17 protein-coding genes and 1 pseudogene are annotated in these 20308 nt (G+C 71.5%); 4 read left to right on the top strand and 14 right to left on the bottom strand.

What is annotated here, in order from left to right; genetic code table 11:
- Nucleotides 1-171: 171 nt before the first annotated feature.
- The 3 genes from ABZ464_RS18415 to ABZ464_RS18405 form a co-directional block, all read right to left on the bottom strand.
- Nucleotides 172-1464 (bottom strand): amidohydrolase family protein, encoded by a 1293-nt coding sequence (locus tag ABZ464_RS18415; protein WP_359277873.1) that lies wholly within the window; start codon nt 1462-1464, stop codon nt 172-174.
- A gap of 79 nt (nt 1465-1543) precedes the next feature.
- Entirely contained in the window at nt 1544-2854 is a 1311-nt protein-coding gene (locus tag ABZ464_RS18410; RefSeq protein WP_359277982.1) for an amino acid permease, read from the bottom strand.
- Nucleotides 2855-3098: 244 nt separating this feature from the next.
- A complete protein-coding gene (locus ABZ464_RS18405; RefSeq protein ID WP_359277870.1) occupies nt 3099-4283 on the bottom strand; it encodes an aminotransferase class I/II-fold pyridoxal phosphate-dependent enzyme in 1185 nt (394 codons plus the stop codon).
- 153 nt (nt 4284-4436) lie between these two features.
- Between ABZ464_RS18405 and ABZ464_RS18400 the strand changes: the two genes are divergently transcribed.
- Nucleotides 4437-4880: an Lrp/AsnC family transcriptional regulator gene (locus ABZ464_RS18400; RefSeq protein WP_359277867.1), complete on the top strand. Its 444-nt coding sequence runs from the start codon at nt 4437-4439 to the stop codon at nt 4878-4880.
- 16 nt (nt 4881-4896) lie between these two features.
- Here ABZ464_RS18400 and ABZ464_RS18395 read toward each other — a convergent pair whose 3' ends face one another.
- A complete protein-coding gene (locus ABZ464_RS18395) occupies nt 4897-5745 on the bottom strand; it encodes a PhzF family phenazine biosynthesis protein (RefSeq protein WP_359277864.1) in 849 nt (282 codons plus the stop codon).
- A gap of 66 nt (nt 5746-5811) precedes the next feature.
- Entirely contained in the window at nt 5812-7197 is a 1386-nt protein-coding gene (locus ABZ464_RS18390; protein WP_359277861.1) for a carboxylesterase family protein, read from the bottom strand.
- A 124-nt stretch (nt 7198-7321) separates the two neighbouring features.
- On the opposite strand from ABZ464_RS18390, the gene ABZ464_RS18385 reads away from it, so the two are divergent.
- From ABZ464_RS18385 to ABZ464_RS18375, 3 genes and pseudogenes are all read left to right on the top strand, one after another.
- Nucleotides 7322-8299 (top strand): Lrp/AsnC ligand binding domain-containing protein, encoded by a 978-nt coding sequence (locus ABZ464_RS18385; protein WP_359277858.1) that lies wholly within the window; start codon nt 7322-7324, stop codon nt 8297-8299.
- An 880-nt stretch (nt 8300-9179) separates the two neighbouring features.
- Complete coding sequence (locus ABZ464_RS18380) at nt 9180-9572, top strand: hypothetical protein (protein WP_359277855.1); 393 nt, start codon at nt 9180-9182, stop codon at nt 9570-9572.
- Nucleotides 9573-9577: 5 nt separating this feature from the next.
- Nucleotides 9578-10180, top strand: a pseudogene (locus tag ABZ464_RS18375) (nucleotidyl transferase AbiEii/AbiGii toxin family protein); the annotation flags it as partial.
- Here ABZ464_RS18375 and ABZ464_RS18370 read toward each other — a convergent pair.
- From ABZ464_RS18370 to ABZ464_RS18330, 9 genes are all read right to left on the bottom strand, one after another.
- A complete protein-coding gene (locus ABZ464_RS18370; RefSeq protein ID WP_359277997.1) occupies nt 10158-10508 on the bottom strand; it encodes a hypothetical protein in 351 nt (116 codons plus the stop codon). The pseudogene ABZ464_RS18375 and the gene ABZ464_RS18370 sit on opposite strands and share 23 nt — an antisense overlap.
- A gap of 139 nt (nt 10509-10647) precedes the next feature.
- Nucleotides 10648-10956 (bottom strand): hypothetical protein, encoded by a 309-nt coding sequence (locus tag ABZ464_RS18365; protein WP_359277852.1) that lies wholly within the window; start codon nt 10954-10956, stop codon nt 10648-10650.
- A 363-nt stretch (nt 10957-11319) separates the two neighbouring features.
- The gene (locus ABZ464_RS18360; protein WP_359277849.1) at nt 11320-12048 is read right to left on the bottom strand and encodes an alpha/beta fold hydrolase; all 729 of its coding nucleotides are present in this window, start codon (nt 12046-12048) and stop codon (nt 11320-11322) included.
- Nucleotides 12049-12110: 62 nt separating this feature from the next.
- Nucleotides 12111-12809 (bottom strand): maleylpyruvate isomerase family mycothiol-dependent enzyme, encoded by a 699-nt coding sequence (locus ABZ464_RS18355; RefSeq protein ID WP_359277846.1) that lies wholly within the window; start codon nt 12807-12809, stop codon nt 12111-12113.
- Nucleotides 12806-13639 (bottom strand): fumarylacetoacetate hydrolase family protein, encoded by an 834-nt coding sequence (locus ABZ464_RS18350; protein ID WP_359277843.1) that lies wholly within the window; start codon nt 13637-13639, stop codon nt 12806-12808. Before ABZ464_RS18350 ends, ABZ464_RS18355 begins: the two co-directional genes overlap by 4 nt.
- Nucleotides 13636-14757 carry a cupin domain-containing protein gene (locus ABZ464_RS18345; protein ID WP_359277841.1) on the bottom strand — a complete coding sequence of 374 codons (1122 nt, stop codon included), beginning with the start codon at nt 14755-14757 and terminating at the stop codon, nt 13636-13638. Before ABZ464_RS18345 ends, ABZ464_RS18350 begins: the two co-directional genes overlap by 4 nt.
- Nucleotides 14754-16421, bottom strand: coding sequence for an AMP-binding protein (locus ABZ464_RS18340; RefSeq protein ID WP_359277838.1), 1668 nt, complete (start codon nt 16419-16421; stop codon nt 14754-14756). The genes ABZ464_RS18345 and ABZ464_RS18340 overlap by 4 nt, the downstream gene beginning before the upstream one ends.
- Nucleotides 16414-18672 (bottom strand): acetate--CoA ligase family protein, encoded by a 2259-nt coding sequence (locus ABZ464_RS18335; RefSeq protein WP_359277835.1) that lies wholly within the window; start codon nt 18670-18672, stop codon nt 16414-16416. The genes ABZ464_RS18340 and ABZ464_RS18335 overlap by 8 nt, the downstream gene beginning before the upstream one ends.
- Nucleotides 18669-20186: an FAD-dependent monooxygenase gene (locus tag ABZ464_RS18330; protein WP_359277832.1), complete on the bottom strand. Its 1518-nt coding sequence runs from the start codon at nt 20184-20186 to the stop codon at nt 18669-18671. The genes ABZ464_RS18335 and ABZ464_RS18330 overlap by 4 nt, the downstream gene beginning before the upstream one ends.
- Between the last annotated feature and the right edge of the window lie 122 nt (nt 20187-20308).

Raw genomic sequence — 20308 nt, 5'->3', positions numbered from 1 at the left:
GCGCCGCTGCCGGTCTCCGCCCGCTCGGACGGGGCCCACCTCGATGCGCGGAACACGGACCCCGCTGTCGACACGACTGAAACGCGACATCGGTTCAGTCGAAAGCACCCGCCGCACACCCCGGTGGCCGAGTCCCCTTGCTCCGATACCGGTTACTCCGATACCGGCTGCTTACTCCGATACCGGCTGCGGACGCCATGTGCCGTCGAGCGGAACGCCGGCGGCTGCCGCGATCCGGTCGCGTGATTCCAGCAGTCGGGTCCGCAGCGTCTGCAGATCCACGTCCACCAGCACGCCATCACGTTTGACCACGCGGCCGGCGACGAGAACCGTGTCGATCAGGCCGGGGTGGCCGGCGCTGACGATGGTGGCGGCCGGGTCGGTGACCGGGAACACGGTCAGGTCGTCGGCGCGCAGCAGGATGACGTCGGCGTCCTTGCCGGGAGTGATACTGCCCGTTCGGCCGTCGAGCCCGCACGAGGCGGCGGCGTCGACGGTGGTGAAGGCGAGCAGCTCCCGGGAGCGCAGGCCGCCGTCCAGGCCGCGCTGCACGGCGAAGGCGGTGCGCATGGTGGAGAACATGTCGCCGCCGACGGACGGGACGTCGTCGACGGACAGCGTCGGGCGCAGGCCGGCGGCCAGCGCCCGGCCGGTCATCGGCGATCCGAACCCCATCTTCAGCTCGACGTCCGGGCTGATCGACAGCGAGCTCCCCGCGTCGGCGAGCATCCGCAGCTCCTCGTCGCCGAGCCCGTTGCCGTGCACGAAGGTGGTGGTGTCCCGCAGCAGACCGTGCTCGCGCAGATCGGCGACAGCCCCGCCTACGACGTCCACGTGCATGCTGGTGCGCAGGCCGAGTCCGGCCGCCAGCTCCAGCTCCCGGGCGACGGTGTCCAGGTCCGTGGCCTCGGGGCCGCGCAGTCCCAGCGCCATGGTGACCAGGCCGTCCCCGGTCAGGTCGGCGCGGACGCGGCGGACGGCGGCGTCGACGGGGTCGGGGGTGCCCCAGCCGGCGCCGAGGCAGAAGATCGACCGTCCCGGTGCGTCCCGCAGCGCGGCGACGGCGGCGTCCTCGTGCTCCGGGGTCTGTGCGACGTGGTACCAGTCCAGCATCGTGGTCACACCGGAGTGGAGGGCCTCCAGGCGGCCGAGCAGGGTGCCCGCGTAGACGTCCTCGGGCTGGTAGTGGGGTTTGACCGTGCCGTGCATGGCCACCGCCCACTCGGGGAACGTCCAGTCCGCGCCGACGCCTCGGAACGCGGTCTGCCAGGTGTGGCGGTGGTTGTCGACGAAGCCGGGCATGACGATCCGGTCGGTCGCGTCGATCATCTCGGCGTCCGGCGCGTCGATCCGTGCGGCGACCTCGACGATCACGCCGTCCTCGATGAGCACGTCACCGCGGGCGAGATCGCCGACGGACGGGTCCATGCTGACCACGGTGCCGCCGGTGAGCAGGGTTTTCATCGGTTGAACTCCTTCATGGACGTTTCGGATGGTCGAGATCGCGCGGGCGATCGGGTGCCTGGCGGTCAGGCTCGGGCGGTCAGGCTCGGGGGGTCAGGGCTTTCTGCCGCAGGTAGCCGATGAGGGAGAGAGCCAGGGCGAGGCCGCCGGTGAAGTACAGCTGCACGCGGGTGTCGCCCTGGCGGGCCATGAGGGCCAGGATCGCCAGCACTCCGGCCAGCGCCACCCAGGTCAGGGCCGGGAAGGCCCACATCTTCACGACCAGCTTCTCGGGTGCCTCCCGCTCCAGCCGGCGGCGCATCCGCAGCTGGGCGGCGGCGATGAGGCCCCACACCACCAGCACGGCCGCGCCGACCATGTTGAGCAGCCAGGTGAAGACCGTCTCCGGCCACCAGTAGCTCAGCAGTACCGCCACGAAACCGAAGCCGGACGAGGCGATCACCGCGCCCCGCGGCACTCCCCCGGAGACCTTGCCGAGGACTTTCGGACCCTGTCCGCGGGCGATCAGGGAGTACGCCATGCGGGAGGAGCCGTAGATGTTGGCGTTCATCGCGGACAGCAGGGCGACCAGCACGATGACGTTCATGAGCCGGCCGGCGGCCGGGATGTCGAGGTGGTCGAGGACCGCCACGTACGGGCCGCTCGTGGCGATGGCCGGGTCGCTCCACGGGATCAGCGTGACGATGACCAGCATGGATCCGACGTAGAAGAGGCCGATCCGCCACATCGCAGTGCGCACCGCCATGGCGACGCCACGCACCGGGTGCTCCGACTCGGCGGCCGCGATGGTGACCGTCTCCAGGCCGCCGTAGGCGAAGACGGAGGTGAGCAGGCCGACGACCAGGCCGTTCGTGCCGTGCGGCAGGAAGCCGCCCGCACCGGCGAGGTTGGCCGTGCCCGGGGCGTGCGTGCCGGGCAGCACGCCGAAGATCGCGAGGCCGCCCAGGACCAGGAAGAGGGAGATCGCGCCGACCTTCAGTGCCGCGAACCAGAACTCGAACTCGCCGAAGTTGCGGACCGCAGCGAGGTTCGTACCGCAGAACGCGGTCATGAACAGCAGGACCCACATCCAGGACGGGGTGCCCGGGAACCAGCCGGTCATGATGCCCGCCGCGCCGATCGCCTCGGCGCCGACGCCCACGCACAGCAGCGTCCAGAACATCCAGCCGGCGGTGAAGCCCGCCCAGGGCCCGATGGCCCGCTCGGCGTGCACCGAGAACGACCCGGAGGCCGGGTTCGCCGCCGACATCTCGCCGAGCATGCGCATCACCAGCATGACGAGCACGCCGGACAGCGCGTACGCGACGACGATCGACGGCCCGGCCGCCGCGATACCGGCACCGGAGCCGACGAACAGGCCCGCGCCGATGACACCGCCGAGGGCGATCATCGACAGGTGACGCTGCTTGAGCCCACGAGCGAGCGGGGCGCCACCGCGGGGTGCGTCACCGTCGGTCTCGTCGGCGGGTGTGGGGCCGGCGAGGCGACGGTTCTGCAGATGGGACATGGACATGCACCTCTTCGTTGAGCTGCTGGACTCTCAGGGGGGCGGCTGTGGCCGGCCCGCGCCGGTCACGAGTGGGGCACGGGCGGACGGCGTGGCCGCAGCACGCGGCCGACGCTCGCGCGGTGGTTCAGGCAGTCGCCGCAGTGGCGAGTACGGCGTCGGCGGCGGCCAGCGCGTCGGCGACCAGGTCGGCGGTGTCCTCGGTGCCCGCGGCCAGCCGGACCAGGCCCAGCGGAACCGACTCGGCGATCTGGTCCTCGCTGAGCATCCCGCGCCACATGGACGCCGGATGCACGGCCAGGGATTCGACGCCGCCGAGGCTGGCCGACCGGAGGGAGTAGCGCAGTCGGCCGAGGAAGGCGTCGGCCATCTCGAAACCGCCGGTGAACTCGATGCCGAGCACTCCGCCGAAGCCGCTCATCTGCGCGGCGGCCAGCTTGTGCTGAGGGTGGGTCGCCAGACCGGGATAGTGCACCCCGGCCACGGCGGGATGCCCGTTCAGCGCCTCGGCGAGCGCTTGGCCGTTGGCGTTGTGCCGTGGCACGCGCAGGGGCAGGGTGCGCATGCCGCGCAGCAGCAGCCAGGCGTCGATCGGGCCGAGGGTGGCACCGGTGAGCAGGCCGACGTCCCAGATCCGGTCCAGGAGCGCGGCCGGCCCGGCGATCACACCGGCGGACACGTCGGAGTGGCCGTTGAGGTACTTGGTCGCGCTGTGCCAGACCAGGTCGATGCCGAGGTCCGCGGGGCGCTGGTTCAGCGGGGTGGCGAAGGTGTTGTCCGCCATGGTCAGCACGTCGTGGGCGCGGGCCAGGTCCGCGACGGCGCGCAGGTCGGTGATCTGCAGCAGCGGATTGCTCGGCGTTTCCACCAGGATCAGACGGGTCTTGGGGGTCAGTGCCTTCGCGAACGCCTCCGGGTCGGTCTGGTCGACCAGGGTGGTCGACACGCCCAGACGCGGGAGCAGGTTCAGCAGCACCGAGCCGGTGCCGCCGTAGGTGGACCGCTGCCCGATGACATGGTCACCGGCGGAGACCAGGGCCAGCACGGCGGTGGTGAGCGCGGCCATCCCGGACGCGGTGACCATGGCCGCCTCGGCGCCCTCCAGCTCCGCGACGACGGCCGCGACCTGTGCGTGGTTGGGGTTGCCGAAGCGGGTGTAGAAGTCCTTGCCGCGCGGTTCGACGGCGCCCTGCGCGAACGTCTCGCCGTCCTCGGCCGAGAACGTGGCCGTCTGGTAGATGGGCGGTGCCACAGCGCGGCTGGGATGGATTTCGCGATCGGCGTGGACGGTGATGGTGCTGTTGCCCGGCATGGCCTGCCCTTCCGTGGACGTCGGTTACGACGCCATGAAGCGTGGCTGACCATCGCTTCGAAGTGGGCGGATCTCGGCAACTTTGGCAGCAAATTGCGCTCGTCGCAGGCGCACGATTGTGATACTCGACTCTCGGGCGCAATAATCTGCCACATGGACGAAGTGGACCGGTCGATTCTGGCCGTGCTCGAAGAGAACGGCCGGATCAGCAACAACGAGCTGGCCGCCCGGGTCGGGCTGTCGCCGTCCCCCTGTCTGCGGCGGGTGCGGCAGCTGGAGGAAGCCGGGGTCATCCGCGGTTACCGGGCGCTGATCGATCCCGCCGCGGTCGGCCGCAGTCTGCGGGTGTTCGCCGGGGTGCGGCTGATGCGGCACACCCGCGCGGACGTGGTCGCGTTCGAGCGCGGGATCACCCGGCTGACCGAGGTGGTCGCCTGCCACCACATCACCGGCAACTTCGACTACCTGCTCCAGGTCGAGGTCGCCGACCTGCCGGCCTACGAGGACTTCCACGCCAACCAGCTGGCCGCCCTTCCCGGCGTGGCCACGGTGACCAGCTACGTCACCATGAAGACGCTCTCCGCCGACACGACGTGAGCGGGTGGCGGGGCGGTCAGAGGGCGATGCCGCCGCGGACGCAGACGGTGGCGGCGCCGCTGACCCAGACGGTGCCGTCCGCATCGGCGTTGATCCCGATGCTGGCGGCCCGTCCCAGACGCGCGCCCTGGGAGACCCGGTAGGTCGAGGGTGCGGCGCCGGTGGCGGTGAGCCACTGGCCGACGCCAGCGTTCATGCTGCCGCACGCGGGGTCCTCGGGGACGCCGGCGCCGGGGGCGAAGGTGCGCATCTCTAAGTGGTGCTCGGATCCCTCGGGGTGGGCCCCGATCGCGCCGACCATCGCGGTCGGGATGAGGGACAGGTCGGGTTCGAGGGCGAGGACCTCCTCGGCGGTCGCCAGCCGGACCACGGCCCAGCCGGGCCCGTTGTCCACCCACTGATGGGCCAGGACCCGGTCACGCGTGATGCCGAACGCGGCGATGATCCGCTCCAGGTACGCGTCGTCGAGGGCTCCGTCACGGACTCGCGGCGGGGCGGCGAAGGACAGGGTGCCGTCCCCGCGCCGCACCGTGACCAGGCCGGCGGCGCACTCCTGCACGATCCGGTCGGCGTGCCGCGGCTTGCCGCCGTCGTCCAGCCAGGCGCGTGCGGAGCCGAGCGTGGGATGCCCGGCGAACGGAAGCTCGCCCTGGGGCGTGAAGATGCGCAGCCGGTAGTCCGCCTCCTCGGTCGTCGGGGGCAGGACGAACGTGGTCTCCGACAGATTCGTCCAACGCGCCAGGCCCTGCATCTCCTCCTCACCCAGGTCCGTCCCGTCCAGGACCACCGCAACCGGGTTGCCGCGATAAGGGATCGTGGAGAACACATCGACCTGCATGAACGGGCGTGTGCGGGGCATGGTCATCGGCCTTTCGGTAGCGGCGACAGCAGGTCCATCCCAACGGCGACCGCGCGACGAGGACAGAGCCAGTCACAACAAAGTGGACCGACCTGTATGACGGTCTCCTCTCTCAGCCGAAGTGGCGGATGCGGGCCGCGGTGGCCGGGGCGTAGGGCAGCCAGTCGCCGGCCGTTCCGGTGGTGACGAACTCGGCGACGGCGGTCGCGAATTCGCGGCCCAGGGTGCGCTGGGCGTCACCGGCCCCGGCGAGGACGGGGCTGCCGGGGTAGGCGTCGAAGGTGCCGAAGAGGAAGGGCAGTTCGGCGCAGTGCGTGGCACCCAGGGCGTACGGGTCCTCCGCGGGGCGTGGTCGAACCGGTAGACGTAGGTGGTGTTGCCCCCGGCCGCGTGGTGGTCGGCGACCTCCAGCGAGCCGTCGCGGAAGAGCCCGTCCGTCTGCACCGCGGTGAAGATCTCCGCCGGTGTCGCCTGCTCGTCGAGGCGGGCCGCGTGCTGCTGATAGACGTCCTGGGCGGTCTGTCGCCCGATCTGGGCGGTAAGGACGTCCAGGGCGCCGGCGGTGGAGATGTTCTGGATGCGCGGATCGAAGGCGAAGAAGGCCGTCGCCTCGTCGCGGGTGGTGCCGATCAGCAGCGGCTTGCCCTCCAAAGCGCCGTCCGCGAGCGCCTGTTGCCGGGTGCGGGGCATGCCCGGAGCGCCGAGGACCGGGTACATCGGCGGGGCCGCGTCGCCCGGAGCTGCGAGCCGCGCGGAGAGCCGGCCGTAGGCGTCCAGCAGCCGCTCGACCGGCAGGGCACGCAGAGCCTTCGCGGTGTCGGCGCCGTCCGGGATGTCCAGCAGCCGCAGGTAGGCGTCGGCGTTCCGGGCGGCCAGGTGGGGGTCCTGCGGGTCCAGGCCGAAGGGGCCGCTCTGCAGCAGCACCCGGGTGACGGATCCGTTCGTCGCGGGGTCGAGGGCGAGCATCAGGGAGGAATAGGCGCCGGCGGACTGCCCGCCGACGGTCACGGTGCGTGGATCGCCGCCGAAGGAGGCGATGTTGTCCTGGACCCAGCGCAGTACGGCGGCCTGGTCCTGGGCGCCGAGGTTGGCGGCGCCGATCTCCGGCAGATACAGATAACCCAGGGGCCCCACACGGTAGTTGGCGGTGACGACCACGATGTCGCCCAGGGCGGCCAGACGGGCGCCGTCGTACCAGTCCCAGCCACCGGAGCCGCTGGTGAAGCCGCCCCCGTGCCACCACACCAGGACCGGGCGGGCCGCGCGGTCCAGCACCCGGCGCGGAGTGAAGACGTTGACGGTCAGGCTGCCGTCCTCGTTCCAGTCCGGCACACGCTGCCCCTGCACCCTCTCCAGCCGGGAGGCCGCCTGCGGCACGGACGGTCCGGCCTGCGCCGCATCCCGTACGTCCGTCCAGCCCGGGTGCGACTGCGGCGGCGCGAACCGCAGTTCACCCACCGGCGACGCGGCATACGGGACACCCCGGAAGCAGACCGCCTCGCCCTCCTTTCTCGGCGAGCACGAACATCTGAGCCAGAAACAACACCTCTCCTCAAGGAAGAAAGACATAGAATCTTGCCGTATGGAGAAAGCACGCCATCAACTCAACGAGACGGACAGTCGGATCGCGGCCGCGATGCTGGCTGCCCCGCGTGCCTCGTGGCGTACGGTCGGCCGCGTTCTGGGCATCTCGGAGCGCACCGTCGTACGCCGTGCCGCACCCCTGTTCGGCGACGGGACCCTGCGGGCCACGGCCGTACGCAACCCCGTGCACTTCCCCGATCTGATCCCGCTGGCCCTGCGCATCCGTTGCAAGCCCAACCGGATCAGCGCCGTCGCCGCCACCCTGGCCCGCCGCCCCGACACCGTCTGGGTGGACGTCCTCGGCGGCGGGGACGAGATCTGCACCATCCTGTTCCTGGACGGCCCGGACGCCCGCAACAACCTGCTGCTGCGCGACCTCCCCGCCACCCCCGCGGTCCAGTCCTGGACCGCGCACGTACTCCTGCGGGTGTTCCCGGCCGCATTCGACTGGAGCGGCGGTCTGCTGACGGAGACCGAACTGGCCGCGCTACGGCAGGACATGCCGACGGCACCCGCCCGGCCTGCCCTCCAGCCCGTCGACCACCAGCTGATCACCGCGCTGACCGAGGACGGACGCGCCTCCTACACCGACCTCGCCCACCGGGCCGACACCACCGCTCTCTCCGCCCGACGCCGGCTGGAGGCACTCGTCGGCGGCCAGGTCCTTCGGCTCGCGACCGAGGTCGACCTCGCACGGCTGGGCATCCGCGCCGAAGCCCTCCTGTGGGTCACGGTCGCACCCGGCGGACTGGAGGAGACGGGCCGACAGCTCAGCCGCCACCCGCAGGTCCGTTTCGCCTCGGCCACCACCGGCTCCGCCAACCTCCTCGTGGCGGTTGCCGCAGCCGACCTCGACGCCCTTTACCACTTCATGAGCGACACCATCGGAGCCCTCGCCCACATCTCCACCGCCGAGGTCACCCCCATCCTGACCGGCGTCAAGAGGACGGGCCTGGTCCGACCGGGCAGCCTCTGAGCCGAACCCGTGTGTACGGCGCCGTCCTCACCAACGATGGGCGCCGACGACGGCACTCACGGGGCAGCCCATCACGGGCCGCGAGCCGGCACTGACCTGGTCGGCCGTGAGTGAGGGGCCTGTCCATCGCTTCGATGTGGGATCACGACGAACTCGTCGTCGCGCTGAGCGGATGACAGCCGATCTTCAGCAGGACAGGCCTTGTCCGCTCCGAGGCTGATCCCCAGCACCTCGGCGTGACGGAGCACCAAACGCATGGGGCTGCCGCCCATTCCCACCGCGCTCCGCGGTGACCTGCCGAGAATGCTGTGTGAGCTCTCACAGGGTGGACCGGTGGCCCATGTGCGAGCGGACTTCTGGGGCGGTGACGGGGATCAGAGCGCCGCCTTGTGGCGGGCCGGTGTGCGGGAATGGGGGCCGGTGCATGCCTCGGAATTCAGCGGGCCGCGTCCATGAGCGGCTGCCCGGCATCCCGGTGCCCCTCAACGGCAAGGAGATCACCGCCCTGCTCGGCCTGCCCCAAGGTCGGACGACAGGGGCGGCCATCCGCCACCTCCAGCAACTCCGGCCCAAGCCGCAGGTCAGGAGCCCTTCGCCACCGGCTCCAGAATCGCCATGCACTCCACATGATGCGTCATCGGAAGGATGTCGGCCTGAGCGAGTCACGGAAAAGACCAGGTCAGATGCCCTTTCTCGCCTCATTGCCCTGCGTGCGGGCGTCCAGAGCGTCAAACGAGCGTCACGCCGGCAGTCCGTCCCTGCTGCTCAGGGCAGAGGACAGTGCGCAAACCAGCTCACCGGCAGGATCCGTCTCGGCTCACTCCGACGCCGGCTCGCACATCACGCCCCGCAATACTTCTCCGCTCGCCATAATGGAGTCATGCCCTCCAGCCCACAGCACCCCGCACCCGCCCCGAGGGACGTCTCGGACGCGGATGCCGAGGACCTCGCGCTGTACCGGGAGAAGTTCCGGCGCCGCCTGCCGGAGTCGCTGGACAGGTTGCACGGACCGACCCACGGTGTCGTGGAGCTGCCGCTGCACATGGCCTGGTCCGGGATGACCTCATACGACCTGGGCAAACCGCGCCAGCGCATGGGCCTGTACCGCACCGTCCTGCACGAGGGCCTGCACGAAGACCTGCCCCGCTACCTCAACCAGGACCTGCTCCTCCAGTTGTGGCCGGTGCTGCGCACCCTCGTCGGCCGCACCGTGCGCACCGTGTGGGAGGACGCCTTCCCCCAGCTCGCTTCCCTCGCCCGGGCAGCCGCGTGACGGAGATGCCGGAGCTGCACACACGGCTCCTGGCGGATGTGATCGCGCTAGGTTCCCCGTATCCACTGGTTCTCACCGGTGGGTACGCCGTGCGGGCACACCGCCTCGTGAACCGCCCCAGCCAGGACCTCGACGTCGCCACCGAGAACCCGGCGCCCATGGCCGACATCGCCGCCACGCTCCGCGCCGGCCTGGAAGCCCGCGGCTGGACGGTGCACGCGCTGGAGACCGCCCCGCTGTCCGCCCGCTTCACCGTGACCGACCCGGCCACCGGGCAGGACTGCGAAGTCGACATCCTCAAGGAGATCTTCTGGCGACCGGTCGCCCAGAGCCCGTACGGGCCCATCCTCGCGGAGGAGGACGTGGTCGGGACCAAGGTCCGTGCCCTGGCCGACCGCGGAGCGCCCCGCGATCTGATCGACGTGTTCGCCGCCTCCCGCCGCTGGACCAATGCCGAGCTCGAAGAGTTCGGCCGCCGCCACGCCCGCGGCCGCTTCGAGCGCGAGGATCTCCAGTCGAATCTCACGGGCGCCGAGTGGACCGACGACGACGCCTTCGCCGCCTATGGACTCGATGACGCCACCATCACGGCTCTGCGCATCTGGGCTGGCAGCCCGGGGATCCGAGGGCCGCACTGGCGATGGTGGCGATCGCCTCCGTCATCGACGGGCCGTTCCGGTCGGTGCGCGCCTGGTAGTAGTCGAGGTCGTTCTGGGCCGGGCTGGGCGGCATCGGCACCGCCCAGGGGTATTGCAGCAGGGTGACGTCGGCCTGCATGACGGTCTGCCCGTTGTAGCCCTCGAACTCGGGGTGGATGTTGAGTGTCGTGTCCACCGGGATCTTCAGGCCGTCGGCCACCTTGCGCCATTCCGGATCGGCGGGCCGGCCGAGGATGCCGGCGGCGCGGACAGCGATGAGCAGGACGGCGACGAGCATCGTGAGGGCATACGCCGCCCAGGGCCGCCAGGAGTGACGGCGTGTGGTCAGGGCGGTGAACAGCAGTCCGCTCGCACACCACGACCCGCGGCCACGACCAGGGCGTAGGGCGGCCTTCCGTAGTGCTGGGTGGAGGGGATCACCGTGAAGGTGAGCCCGGCCATGAGTCCCGCCCAGGGGCCGGGGTGAGGACGTTGTCGGGCGCGAGGGCGAACACGTTGTGCATGAGGAGGTGGTAGAGCCCGTGCACGGCGTCCACCTCGGCCAACACGCGCCAGAGCTCGGGAACCGTGCAGTGGACGCCCTGCCGAGTCGCCGCCTCGTCCCGCCACGTGCTGCCCTGCCGGGTCGGTCCCCAGGTCCCGAGCAGCACCTGACGGCCGCCGGTACGACCGGCACCACCCAGCGCGGCGCCGGTGCCGGCCGCGTCCACCGTTCCCCCCACCACTTCGCGGAGCTGGTTCGGTTCGGTCGCGCGAACGGCACCGGCCTGCACAAGTCCCCCTCTTTCCCTCGAGTTCTCAGTGGGACCGACCGTCGTACATCTGCCGGCCCTGTGTTGCCTGCCGACAGGCTCCGATCAGCGGTGGGGGCGACCCCGAAGGGCCCGGATGGCCCAGGTGGCCTAGGGCCTGTCGTTTGGATCATGCCGCGCGTCGCGGGGTGTGGCACGCGCGTCTGCGGCGTTGTCGTCAGTTGACGACGCTCCGCGTCGCCGCCCTCCTCCGCCTTGCAGCCGCACGCACCACACCCCGCTCAGGTCGGCCGAGAGGCCACGTCGGCTCAGCCGACCTGATCCAAACGACAGGCCCTAGATCGCGCAGGCCCGGACGAACGCGTCGGCCAGCTCGGCGGGGCGGGTGAAGAGGGCCTCGTGGCTGCCGGGGGTCTCGATCATCAGGGGGTTCTTCAGGCGCTGGGGGAAGCGCTCGGCCCAGTGCCACTCGCCGGGGAGGGAGAGGTCCTCGGCGGACAGGACGTAGGCGGTGGGTATGTCGAGGGCCTGGAAGGCGCTGGTGTCGGGCTTCTCCGTGAACGTGCCGAGCGGCTGCGGCACGAGCAGGGAGTGGACGATCCGCTGTGTCTCCTCGTCGGCGTCCTGCATGAACGCCTGCTGGAACACCTCGAACGGGAACGTCACCCCGTTGTTGCCGGAGGCGGCGGCCACGGCGCGGAACATCTCGCCGTAGTGCGGCGGGCACGCGTCGATCAGCGACTCGCCGTCGTTCGGCACGAACGCGCTCCAGAAGACCAGCCGCCGCAGACGGGAGGCGAGCCGGGGCGCTGCGCCCACCAGCACGAACCCGCCCCAGCTGTGGCCGACCAGCGTGACGTCCTCCAGGCCGGCCTGCTCGACATACTCCACGAGGCTGTTCACACAGTCGGTCAGGGTCACGTCGGACGGGTCGTCGTTCTCCCCCAGGCCGGCCAGTGTGGGGGTGTGCACCTGGTGCCCGGCGGCCCGCAGTTCGTTCGCGACGGGGCGCCAGGCCCAGCCGCCGTGGCAGGCGCCGGTCACCAGGACGAAGGTCTCGCTCATATCGATCTCCTTTGATCGAGCACTCATCAATCGAGGGGTCACAACCAACTGGAGGTGAGTGGTCACAACCAGTTCGGGAGGTCGGGGAGTTCACCGGTGACCCGCAGGTCTTCGGCGGTGCCCCGGCCGGTGAGCCAGGCGGCGAGAGCGTGCGGGCGTCCGGAGACCGTGGCACCGACAGGGCCGGCGCCCAGCGCGACGGTGCCGTGTCCGTCCGCGCTCAACTCGACGCCGATTCCGGGCTCGACGCGGGCCGTCATCCACCCGGCCACATCGCCCACGAAGGCCCAGGCGAGGTCGGACGGCAGCACGTCCATGCCGACGCCGACCCGCAGATCGACCAGGTGGATCCAGACCTCGCGGGCCCGCAGCCACGGCACCTCGGACGCCGGGATCTGTCGGCCCATCCCGCTGGTGACGGTGGCCGACCAGTCGTCGTCCGACAGCGCCTCGGCGGCTTTCCGGAAGCGCTCGGCGGATTCCCGTACGTCCGCCCCCTGTTCGGTGAGCGGGCGACCGGCGCCGGCCTTGATGTCCGTGGCGCGCTGGTCCGGCGAGGCGTACATGGGGGTGGGGATTCCCGTACGGGCCCAGGTCAGCAGGTTGACCAGGGCGTCGGCGTTGCGGGCGAGGTGGGTGAGGAGGTGGCCGCGGGTCCAGCCGGGGAGAGCGGACGGTTCGGTGACGGCGTACGGCGGCAGTGCGTCGACCGCCCGCTGGAGCCGGACCTGACCGTCCGCGACCCAGTCGAGGACCTTCACGCCTTGTCCTCGACGACCGTGTTCACGCACTCCCCGATGCCCTCGACGACCGTCCGCACCACCTGACCGGGCTTCAGGAACACCTTGGGATCACGGGCCGCGCCAACGCCGCCCGGGGTGCCGGTGAGGATGAGGTCGCCCGGCTCCAGGGTCGTGAACGTGCTGATGTACGTGGCGATGTCGGCGGGGGTGAAGAGCAGGTCGGAGGTGCGTGAGCGCTGCATGACCTCGCCGTCGACCTCCAGCCGGATCTCCAGGTCGGCCGCGTCGTCGATCTCGTCGCCGGTGACCAGCCAGGGCCCGGCCGGGGTGCTGGCCTCCCACGCCTTGCCCTGGAGCCACTGCGGGGTGCGCCACTGCCAGTCCCGCATGGAGATGTCGTTGACGACGGTGTAGCCGGCGATCGCGGCGGCCGCCTCCTCCTTGGTGGCCCGGCGGGGCAGCCGGGAGCCGATGACGAAGCCGAGTTCGGCCTCCCAGTCCAGTTCCTCGGTCTCGCCCGGGTGGACGATGTCGTCGCGGGCGCCGAGCAGGCAGTTGGCGAACTTGGCGAAGAGGGCGGGGTGCGAGGGCATCTCGCGGCCCATCTCCGCTATGTGGGTGCGGTAGTTGTGGCCCACGCAGAAGATCTTCGCGGAGGTCGTGACGACCGGGGCGAGGTCGAGGGCGGCCACATCGTGCGTGGAGCCATCGGCGGCGGCCGCGTCCGTACGCCAGTCGGGGCGGCGCAGCAGGGTGGCGACGTCGGGGACGCCGACCTCCACTGCCCGGTCGCCGTCGAGGCGGACGGCCGCCGTGCCGTCGACGGTGCGGATGGTGGCGAGCTTCATGAGGTCGTGCTCCCGGTCGTTTCGGTGCGGGCGGTCGTTTCCGTGCGGGCGAGGTCGAGCGCTTCGTAGAGGGGCGCGTCGTTGAAGGTGAACAGGTCGAGCCGGGTGTCGGCGGCGATGGTCAGGGCGCACCAGGAGGGGACGGCGATCAGATCGCCGGCGGCCACCTCGATCACCCGGTCGTCGAGGGTGACCGTGCCGCTGCCGCGGAAGACCTGCCAGACCGAGGAGCCGACGGTGCGGCGGGTGGCGGTGATGGTGCCGGGCCGCAGCCGGTGCATCTCGGTGCGCAGGCTGGCGAGGGCGTCGCGGCCGGTGGCGGGGTTGGTGAAGCGGATGCCCGCGTGGCCGGGCTCGATGACACCGGGGTGTCCTTCGTCCTCCAGCTCCAGCTGGGCGGTGAGGGCGTCGTCGGTGTCGGCCCAACGGTAGGCCATCAGTGGGGAGTTGGGGCTTTCAGGGGCGGCTATCGGACGCAGTCCGGGGTGGCCCCAGAGCCGCTCGTTGCGCGAGCGGGAGGGGGTGGACCGGTCGGACACGCCGTCCTCGCCGAACTCGAAGAACCCGGCGTCGAGTCGGTGGACGAGCGGGATGTCGAGGCCGTCGAGCCAGACCATGGGCTCGTCGCCGACGTGGTGGTGGCCGTGCCAGTGCATGGACGGGGTGAGAAGGAGGTCGCCGGGGCGCATCTCGACCGCGTCGCCGTTGACGACCGTCCACACGCCCTCGCCCTCCAGGATGAGCCGGAAGGCCCCCTGCGAGTGCCGGTGTGCGGGGGCGACCTCGCGCGGGCCCAGGTACTGGATCGCCGCCCAGAGGTTGGGCGTCGCGTACGGCCGTCCGGGCAGGCCCGGGTTGGCGAGCGCGATCGCCCGGCGCTCACCGCCACGCCCGACGGGCACCAGGTCGCCGGACCGGCGGGCGAGCGGCAGCAGGGTGTCCCACTGCCAGACGTGCGGTACGGCCTCGGGCTGCGGGGTCAGCGGCATCAGGTTGCCGATCTCCGTCCACAGCGGGATGAGCCCGGCGGCCGCGAATCCGTCGTACAGCTTCCGCAGGTCGGGGTCGGTCTCGTCCGGAGCGATGACGGAGACGCTGGTCACCGGGTCAGTGGTCATCGGGGGGTTCCTTCGGCGTCGAGGCGGCGCGCGATGTCGGCGCGCAGGGCCTTCTTGTCGATCTTTCCGACCTTGGTGGCGATGAGTTCGGGGACGGTCACCAGCCGGTCCGGGAACTTGAAGCGGGCGGTGCCCGCGCGCTCCATGACGTGGTGGACGTCGTCGAGGGTGACGGTGTGCCCGGGTTCCGGGACGACGTAGAGGCAGACCCGCTCGCCGAGCTGGGCGTCGGGCATGGCCACGGCGGCGGCGCGGGCGACGCCCGGGGTCTGGTACGCGAAGTTCTCGATCTCCTCGGCGGAGATGTTCTCCCCACCCCGGATGATCATGTCCTTGTCGCGTCCCTCGACAACGAGGTTGCCGTCGGGCCGCACCCGCACGATGTCGCCGGTGCGGTACCAGCCGTCCTCGGTGAACGCGCGGGCGTTCTGCTCCTCGGCCCGGTAGTAGCCGCGCGGGGTGTACGGGCCCCGGGTCAGCAGTACACCGGGGCTCCCCTCCGGGACCGGGTTGCCCAGCTCGTCCACGACGAGAAGCTCGTCGTCGTCGCACATGGGGCGCCCCTGCGTCGTACAGATGACGTCCTCGGAGTCGCCGAAGCGCGTGTAGTTGAGGAGGCCCTCGGCCATGCCGAACACCTGCTGGAGCGTGCAGCCCAGTTCGGGGTGGACGCGGCGGGCGACGTGGTCGGCGAGGCGGGAGCCGCCGACCTGGAGGAGGCGCAGCGAACTCAGGTCGTGCGACGGGTGTTCCCGGTAGTGGTCCAGCCAGCGCTGGGCGATGGCCGGCACCAGGGCGCTCGCGGTGACGCCCTCACGCTCGACGATCGGGAACGCCTTGTCCGGGTTGGGTGAACCGAGGACGACCCGCCCGCCGTGCAGCAGGGTGCCGAGCAGACCCGGGCAGGCGAGGGGGAAGTTGTGTCCGAGGGGCAGGGCGGCGAAGTAGACCGTGTCAGGGCCGAGTTCGCAGACCTCGGCGCTGCGGCGGGCGTTGTAGAGGTAGTCGTCATGGGTGCGGGCGATGAGCTTGGGCAGTCCGGTGGTGCCGCCGGAGAGCAGGAAGACAGCGATGGAGCGGCTGTCGGGCCGGTACGCGTCGACCGCGTCCCGGGCGCCTGGTGCGACGGGCTCGGCGCACAACTCCCGTAGATCCACGGCACTGTCGCCCACCTTGTCGCCGAGGACCAGGACATGAGCGAGAGTTGACGAGGAGTCGGCGATCTCGAACGCCATCGACTGGTGGTCATGGCCCTTGAGGACGTCCGGGACCGCGATGCCCACGGCCTCGCCGTGTTCGACGAGATGGCCGATCTCGTGTCTGCGGTGGCCGGGCAGCGCCATCACGGGGATGACGCCGAGGCGCAGGCACGCGTACGTGAGGATCACGAACTCGACCGTGTTGGGCAGCTGCACCACGATCCGGTCGTCCGGGCGGAGGCCCAGCGCGGCCAGGCGCAGCGCCGCGGCGTCCGCCCGCTCGGCGAGTTGCCGGTACGTCAGCCTGCGGTCGCCGTCGACGACAGCGATCGCGTCGGGGGTCGCGTCGGCGGAGGCGTGCAGCCGGTCGCCGAGGGCGATGCCCTCCCAGTAGCCCTTCGCGGTGTAGCGCTCGGCGTACTCCGTCGGCCAGGGCACAGCTCCGTCGCTGCTAGGCCTAGGCATGGTCATTCTCCTCAGTGGGCACGATCACGGCGTCCAGGGCGATCAGCCCGTCGGCGGTGAGCCGCAGCGGGTTGATCTCGATCTCGGCGGTCTCCGGGCTCGCGGCCAGGGCGGCGGCGAGTGCGGCGGCGACCCGTCCGAACTCGGCGCGGTCCAGCACCGGCCCGCCCCGCCAGCCGTCGAGCAGGGCGCGGGCGGCCAGTTCGTCGGGCATCGTGGCGGCCTCGGCCACGGACAGCGGGGCGAGCCGGATCGCCACGTCGGCGAGCGCCTCAGCGGCCGTACCGCCCAGCCCCGCCAACACGACCGGCCCGAACACCGGGTCCCGCCGCACGCCGAGCACCAAGTCGACACCGGCCGGGGCCATCGCCTCGACCAGATAGCGGCGGTCGGTGCCGATGGCATCCAGCGCCACGTCGAGCTCCTCGGCGGTACGTACGCCCAGGTGGACCCCGCCGATCTCCGTCTTGTGCAGGATCGCGGCGTCGAGCACCTTGACGGCGACGGGGCCACCGAGCCGGCGCAGGGCGTGATGAGCCTCGGCGCGGTTGTCGCACGTGACGCGGTCGGGGGTGCGGATGCCGAGTCCGGCGAGGAAGGTTTTGGCGGCGTCCTCGTCGAGGGGGCCGAGGGGTACGGCAGCGATCGCCTCCGAGGGCAGTCCCTCCGCGTCCGACGAGGCCCGCTGCCGCGCGTTGGCCGAAGGGGCCGGTCCGGCGTTGGTGGCGGCGAGCGCCGATGCCGACGAGAACGCGACGGCATCGCCTTGCTGCCCCCGCTCTCGCGCGGGCGCCACCGGGCTGGGTGCGGTGACGGCGAACGTCGTGGCCGTGTCCGCGGCGCCGAAAGCCGATGCCGGTGACACCCCGACCGCCTCAACTCGCAGAGCCCGCTGCCGCGCATCCGCGACCAGTGCCCATACCGCGTTGGCGGCTGCGGCCGGTCCGGTGAGGGCCGGGACGCCGGCCTTGTGCAGGCGGGTCCGTTGTTCGGCCACATCCTCGGGGAGGCCGCCGACGACCACCACGGCCGGGGAGCCGGCGCCGAGGCCGGCTTCCTGGGCCACGGAGGCGAGGTCGACGCTGTCGGGCTCGGTCAGGGCGTAGACGGCGAGGAGGTCCACCGCCGGGTCGGCGGCCGTGGTGTCGAGGACTCGGGCGAACGTCTCGGCGGGGCGGCCGGTGTCGACCGGGTTGCGCTGGTAGGTGAGCGGGGGCAGCAGTTCGCTCAACGCGTGCCGCGTGGTCATGGTCAGCTCCGGTACGCGGATGCCGTCGATGCCCGCCCGGTCCGCCAGGAGCAGCCCCGGGCCGGCCTGGGCGGTCACGATCCCGAGCCCCGGGTCCGACAGCGGGCGCAGCCGGATGCGGGACAGCGTGGTGAGCGCGTCCACCAGTTCCCGCTCGTCGTCCACGACCACCGCCCCGGCCTGCCGCAACGCGGCCCGTGTCGTACGCCAGGACGTGGCGAGCGCGCCGGTGTGCGACCGGGCGAAGTCACCGATGTCACTTCGGCCGACGACCAGCGCCACGACCGGCTTCGCGACAGCCAGCCTGCGCACGGCCGCCACCAGACGTGATCCGTCCGGAACCGTCTCCAGATGCAGAGCCACAGCCGTCGTACGGCTGTCCTCCACGAGGTGCTCCAGGACATCCGCGGCGGTGACATCGAGGCCCGCCCCCATGCCGACACCGAGGCTGATGCCGTTCCCGGCGGCGACCAGGTCGAAGGAGAGCGCGTGGTTGACGCCGCCGCTGGCCGCGACGACGGCGATGTCCCCGGCCGGGAGCTGTCCGGCGGCCGGTACGAAACTGGCGGTGAGGCCCAGGTGGGGCGCGAAGAAGCCGGACGTGTTGGGACCGAGCAACCGGACCCCGGTCTCCCGGGCCACCCGGCGCAGTTCCTCCGCGTACGCCTCGCCCTCCGGGCCCGCCTCGCCGAAACCGCCGGCGCAGACCAGCGCGGCACGGCAGCCGGCGGCGGCCGCCTCGGCCAGGGCTTGCGCGCAGCCGGCCGCGGGCACGCACAGGACGGCGAGGTCGAGCCGTCCCTCGGTGTGCGCGGCGGCCTCGGCGACGGAGGCGTACACGCCTTCGGCGGGGTCGGGGCGGCGGGCGTTGACCAGGGCGCGGGCGCCGGGGAAGGGGGCGAGGGAGCGGGCCATGGCGGCGCCGAGCTTCCCGGTCTGCCGCGAGGCGCCGATCACGACGACGCCCTCGGGCGCCAGGAGCGGAGTCAGGTCCGTGGTCATGCCCCGCCCCGCCCTTCCCCGGTGGAGGCGACCAGATCGGCCCGCCCCGACAGGAGCAGCGTCTCCGCCCGGTCGTCGCCCATCGCGTCCTCCACGATCAGCGCGGGCACGCCGTACACCAGCCGGGCCTGCTCGGCGAGCAGGGAGCGGGTGAGCGGGCTGCCGTCCTGGACGGCCACAAGGTCTGGGGGTACGTCATCGCTCAACGCGGCGGCCAACTGCTCGTACAGGGAGGGGAGTTCGGCCTCTACGTCCGGCGCGGTGAGCCACAGGCAGCGGGAGCCCTCGGCGCGCAGTTCCATGAGCTGGGCCGGGGTCAGTCGTCGGCCGTCGAAGTCCATGAACGGGGTGTCGAGAGGAGCGGAACCTTCGTGGGCGACGCGCCAGTCCCGTACGACCGTGTCGACGAACTCGCGGTCGCGGCGGGCGATCCGCTCCTTGCCGATGCTTCGTGAAATGAAGTGGAAGGCGAACTGGGTGGGCCGGAACGCGTCGTGGTAGCGCCCGAAGTTCTCCCACCAGGACAGGCTGGGCCGGGCGGCGCCCTGGATCTTCTCGACCGAGGGGCGGCGGGCGGCCTCGTACGCCTCGAGGGCGGTCGGCAGGTCGTCGCGGTGGGCGAGGAGGCTGTCGGCGAGGGCGACGGCGTCCTCCATGGCCATCTTCGTGCCGGAGCCGACGGAGAAGTGCGCGGTGTGGGCGGCGTCGCCGAGAAGGACGACGTTGCCGCTGTGCCAGCGGTGGGTGCGACGGGTGCGGAAGTTGCCCCATCGTGAGTTGTTGACCAGCAGCTGGTGGCCGTCGATCTGCTCGGCGAAGAGCTTCTCCAGGTAGTGCCGGGTCTTCTCGTCGCTCGGGCCCGGCGGCTGCGCGGTGTCGAACTCGTCGAGGCCCGCGCGCCGCCAGGACTCCTCGTCGGTCTCCACGATGAACGTGCTGACCTCGTCGCTGATCGGGTAGCCGTGCACGGCGAACGTGCCGTGCGGGCCGTGCTCGTGGACGAAGGTCAGACCGTCGAAGAGGTAGTCCGTGCCGAACCAGATGAATTTGGCCATCGCGACGTCCACCTCGGGCACGAGGACGTCGGCGAGCCGGTCGCGGAAGCGGGAGTTGGCGCCGTCGGCGGCCACGATCAGGTCGTAGTCGGCCAGTCGCTCCGGATCGGCGGGGATCTCGTGGCTGAACCGGAGGTCGACGCCGACTTCCTCGGCCCGGCGGTGCAGGAGCTGGAGCAGGGTCTTGCGGGTGATGGCGGCCATGCCATTGCCGCCGCACCGGATGCGCTGTCCCTTGAGCCGCATCTCGATGTCGTCCCAGTGCCGGCCGTGGTCCGCGAGCGCGGACCGCAGCACGGGGTCGGCCTCGTGGATGGCTGCCAGGGTCGCGTCGGAGAACACCACGCCGAAGCCGAAGGTGTCCTCCGGGCGGTTCCGCTCGAAGACCGTCACCTCGACCGACGGATCGGCCTGCTTGATGAGCGCCGCGAAGAACAGCCCACCGGGGCCGCCTCCCACGCAAGCGATCCGAGAAACCATGGCCTCCGCCTTCACGTTCGAGTACAGGCCCAGCCTCAGGCCCGCAGGCATCCTGTGTCAACAGATACACGGGCGTCAATAATTTGTTGCGCTTTCCTGGC

The sequence above is a fragment of the Streptomyces sp. NPDC005820 genome (genome assembly GCF_040630255.1).
Lineage (GTDB): Bacteria > Actinomycetota > Actinomycetes > Streptomycetales > Streptomycetaceae > Streptomyces.
This window is presented reverse-complemented; position numbering and strand designations above follow the sequence as displayed.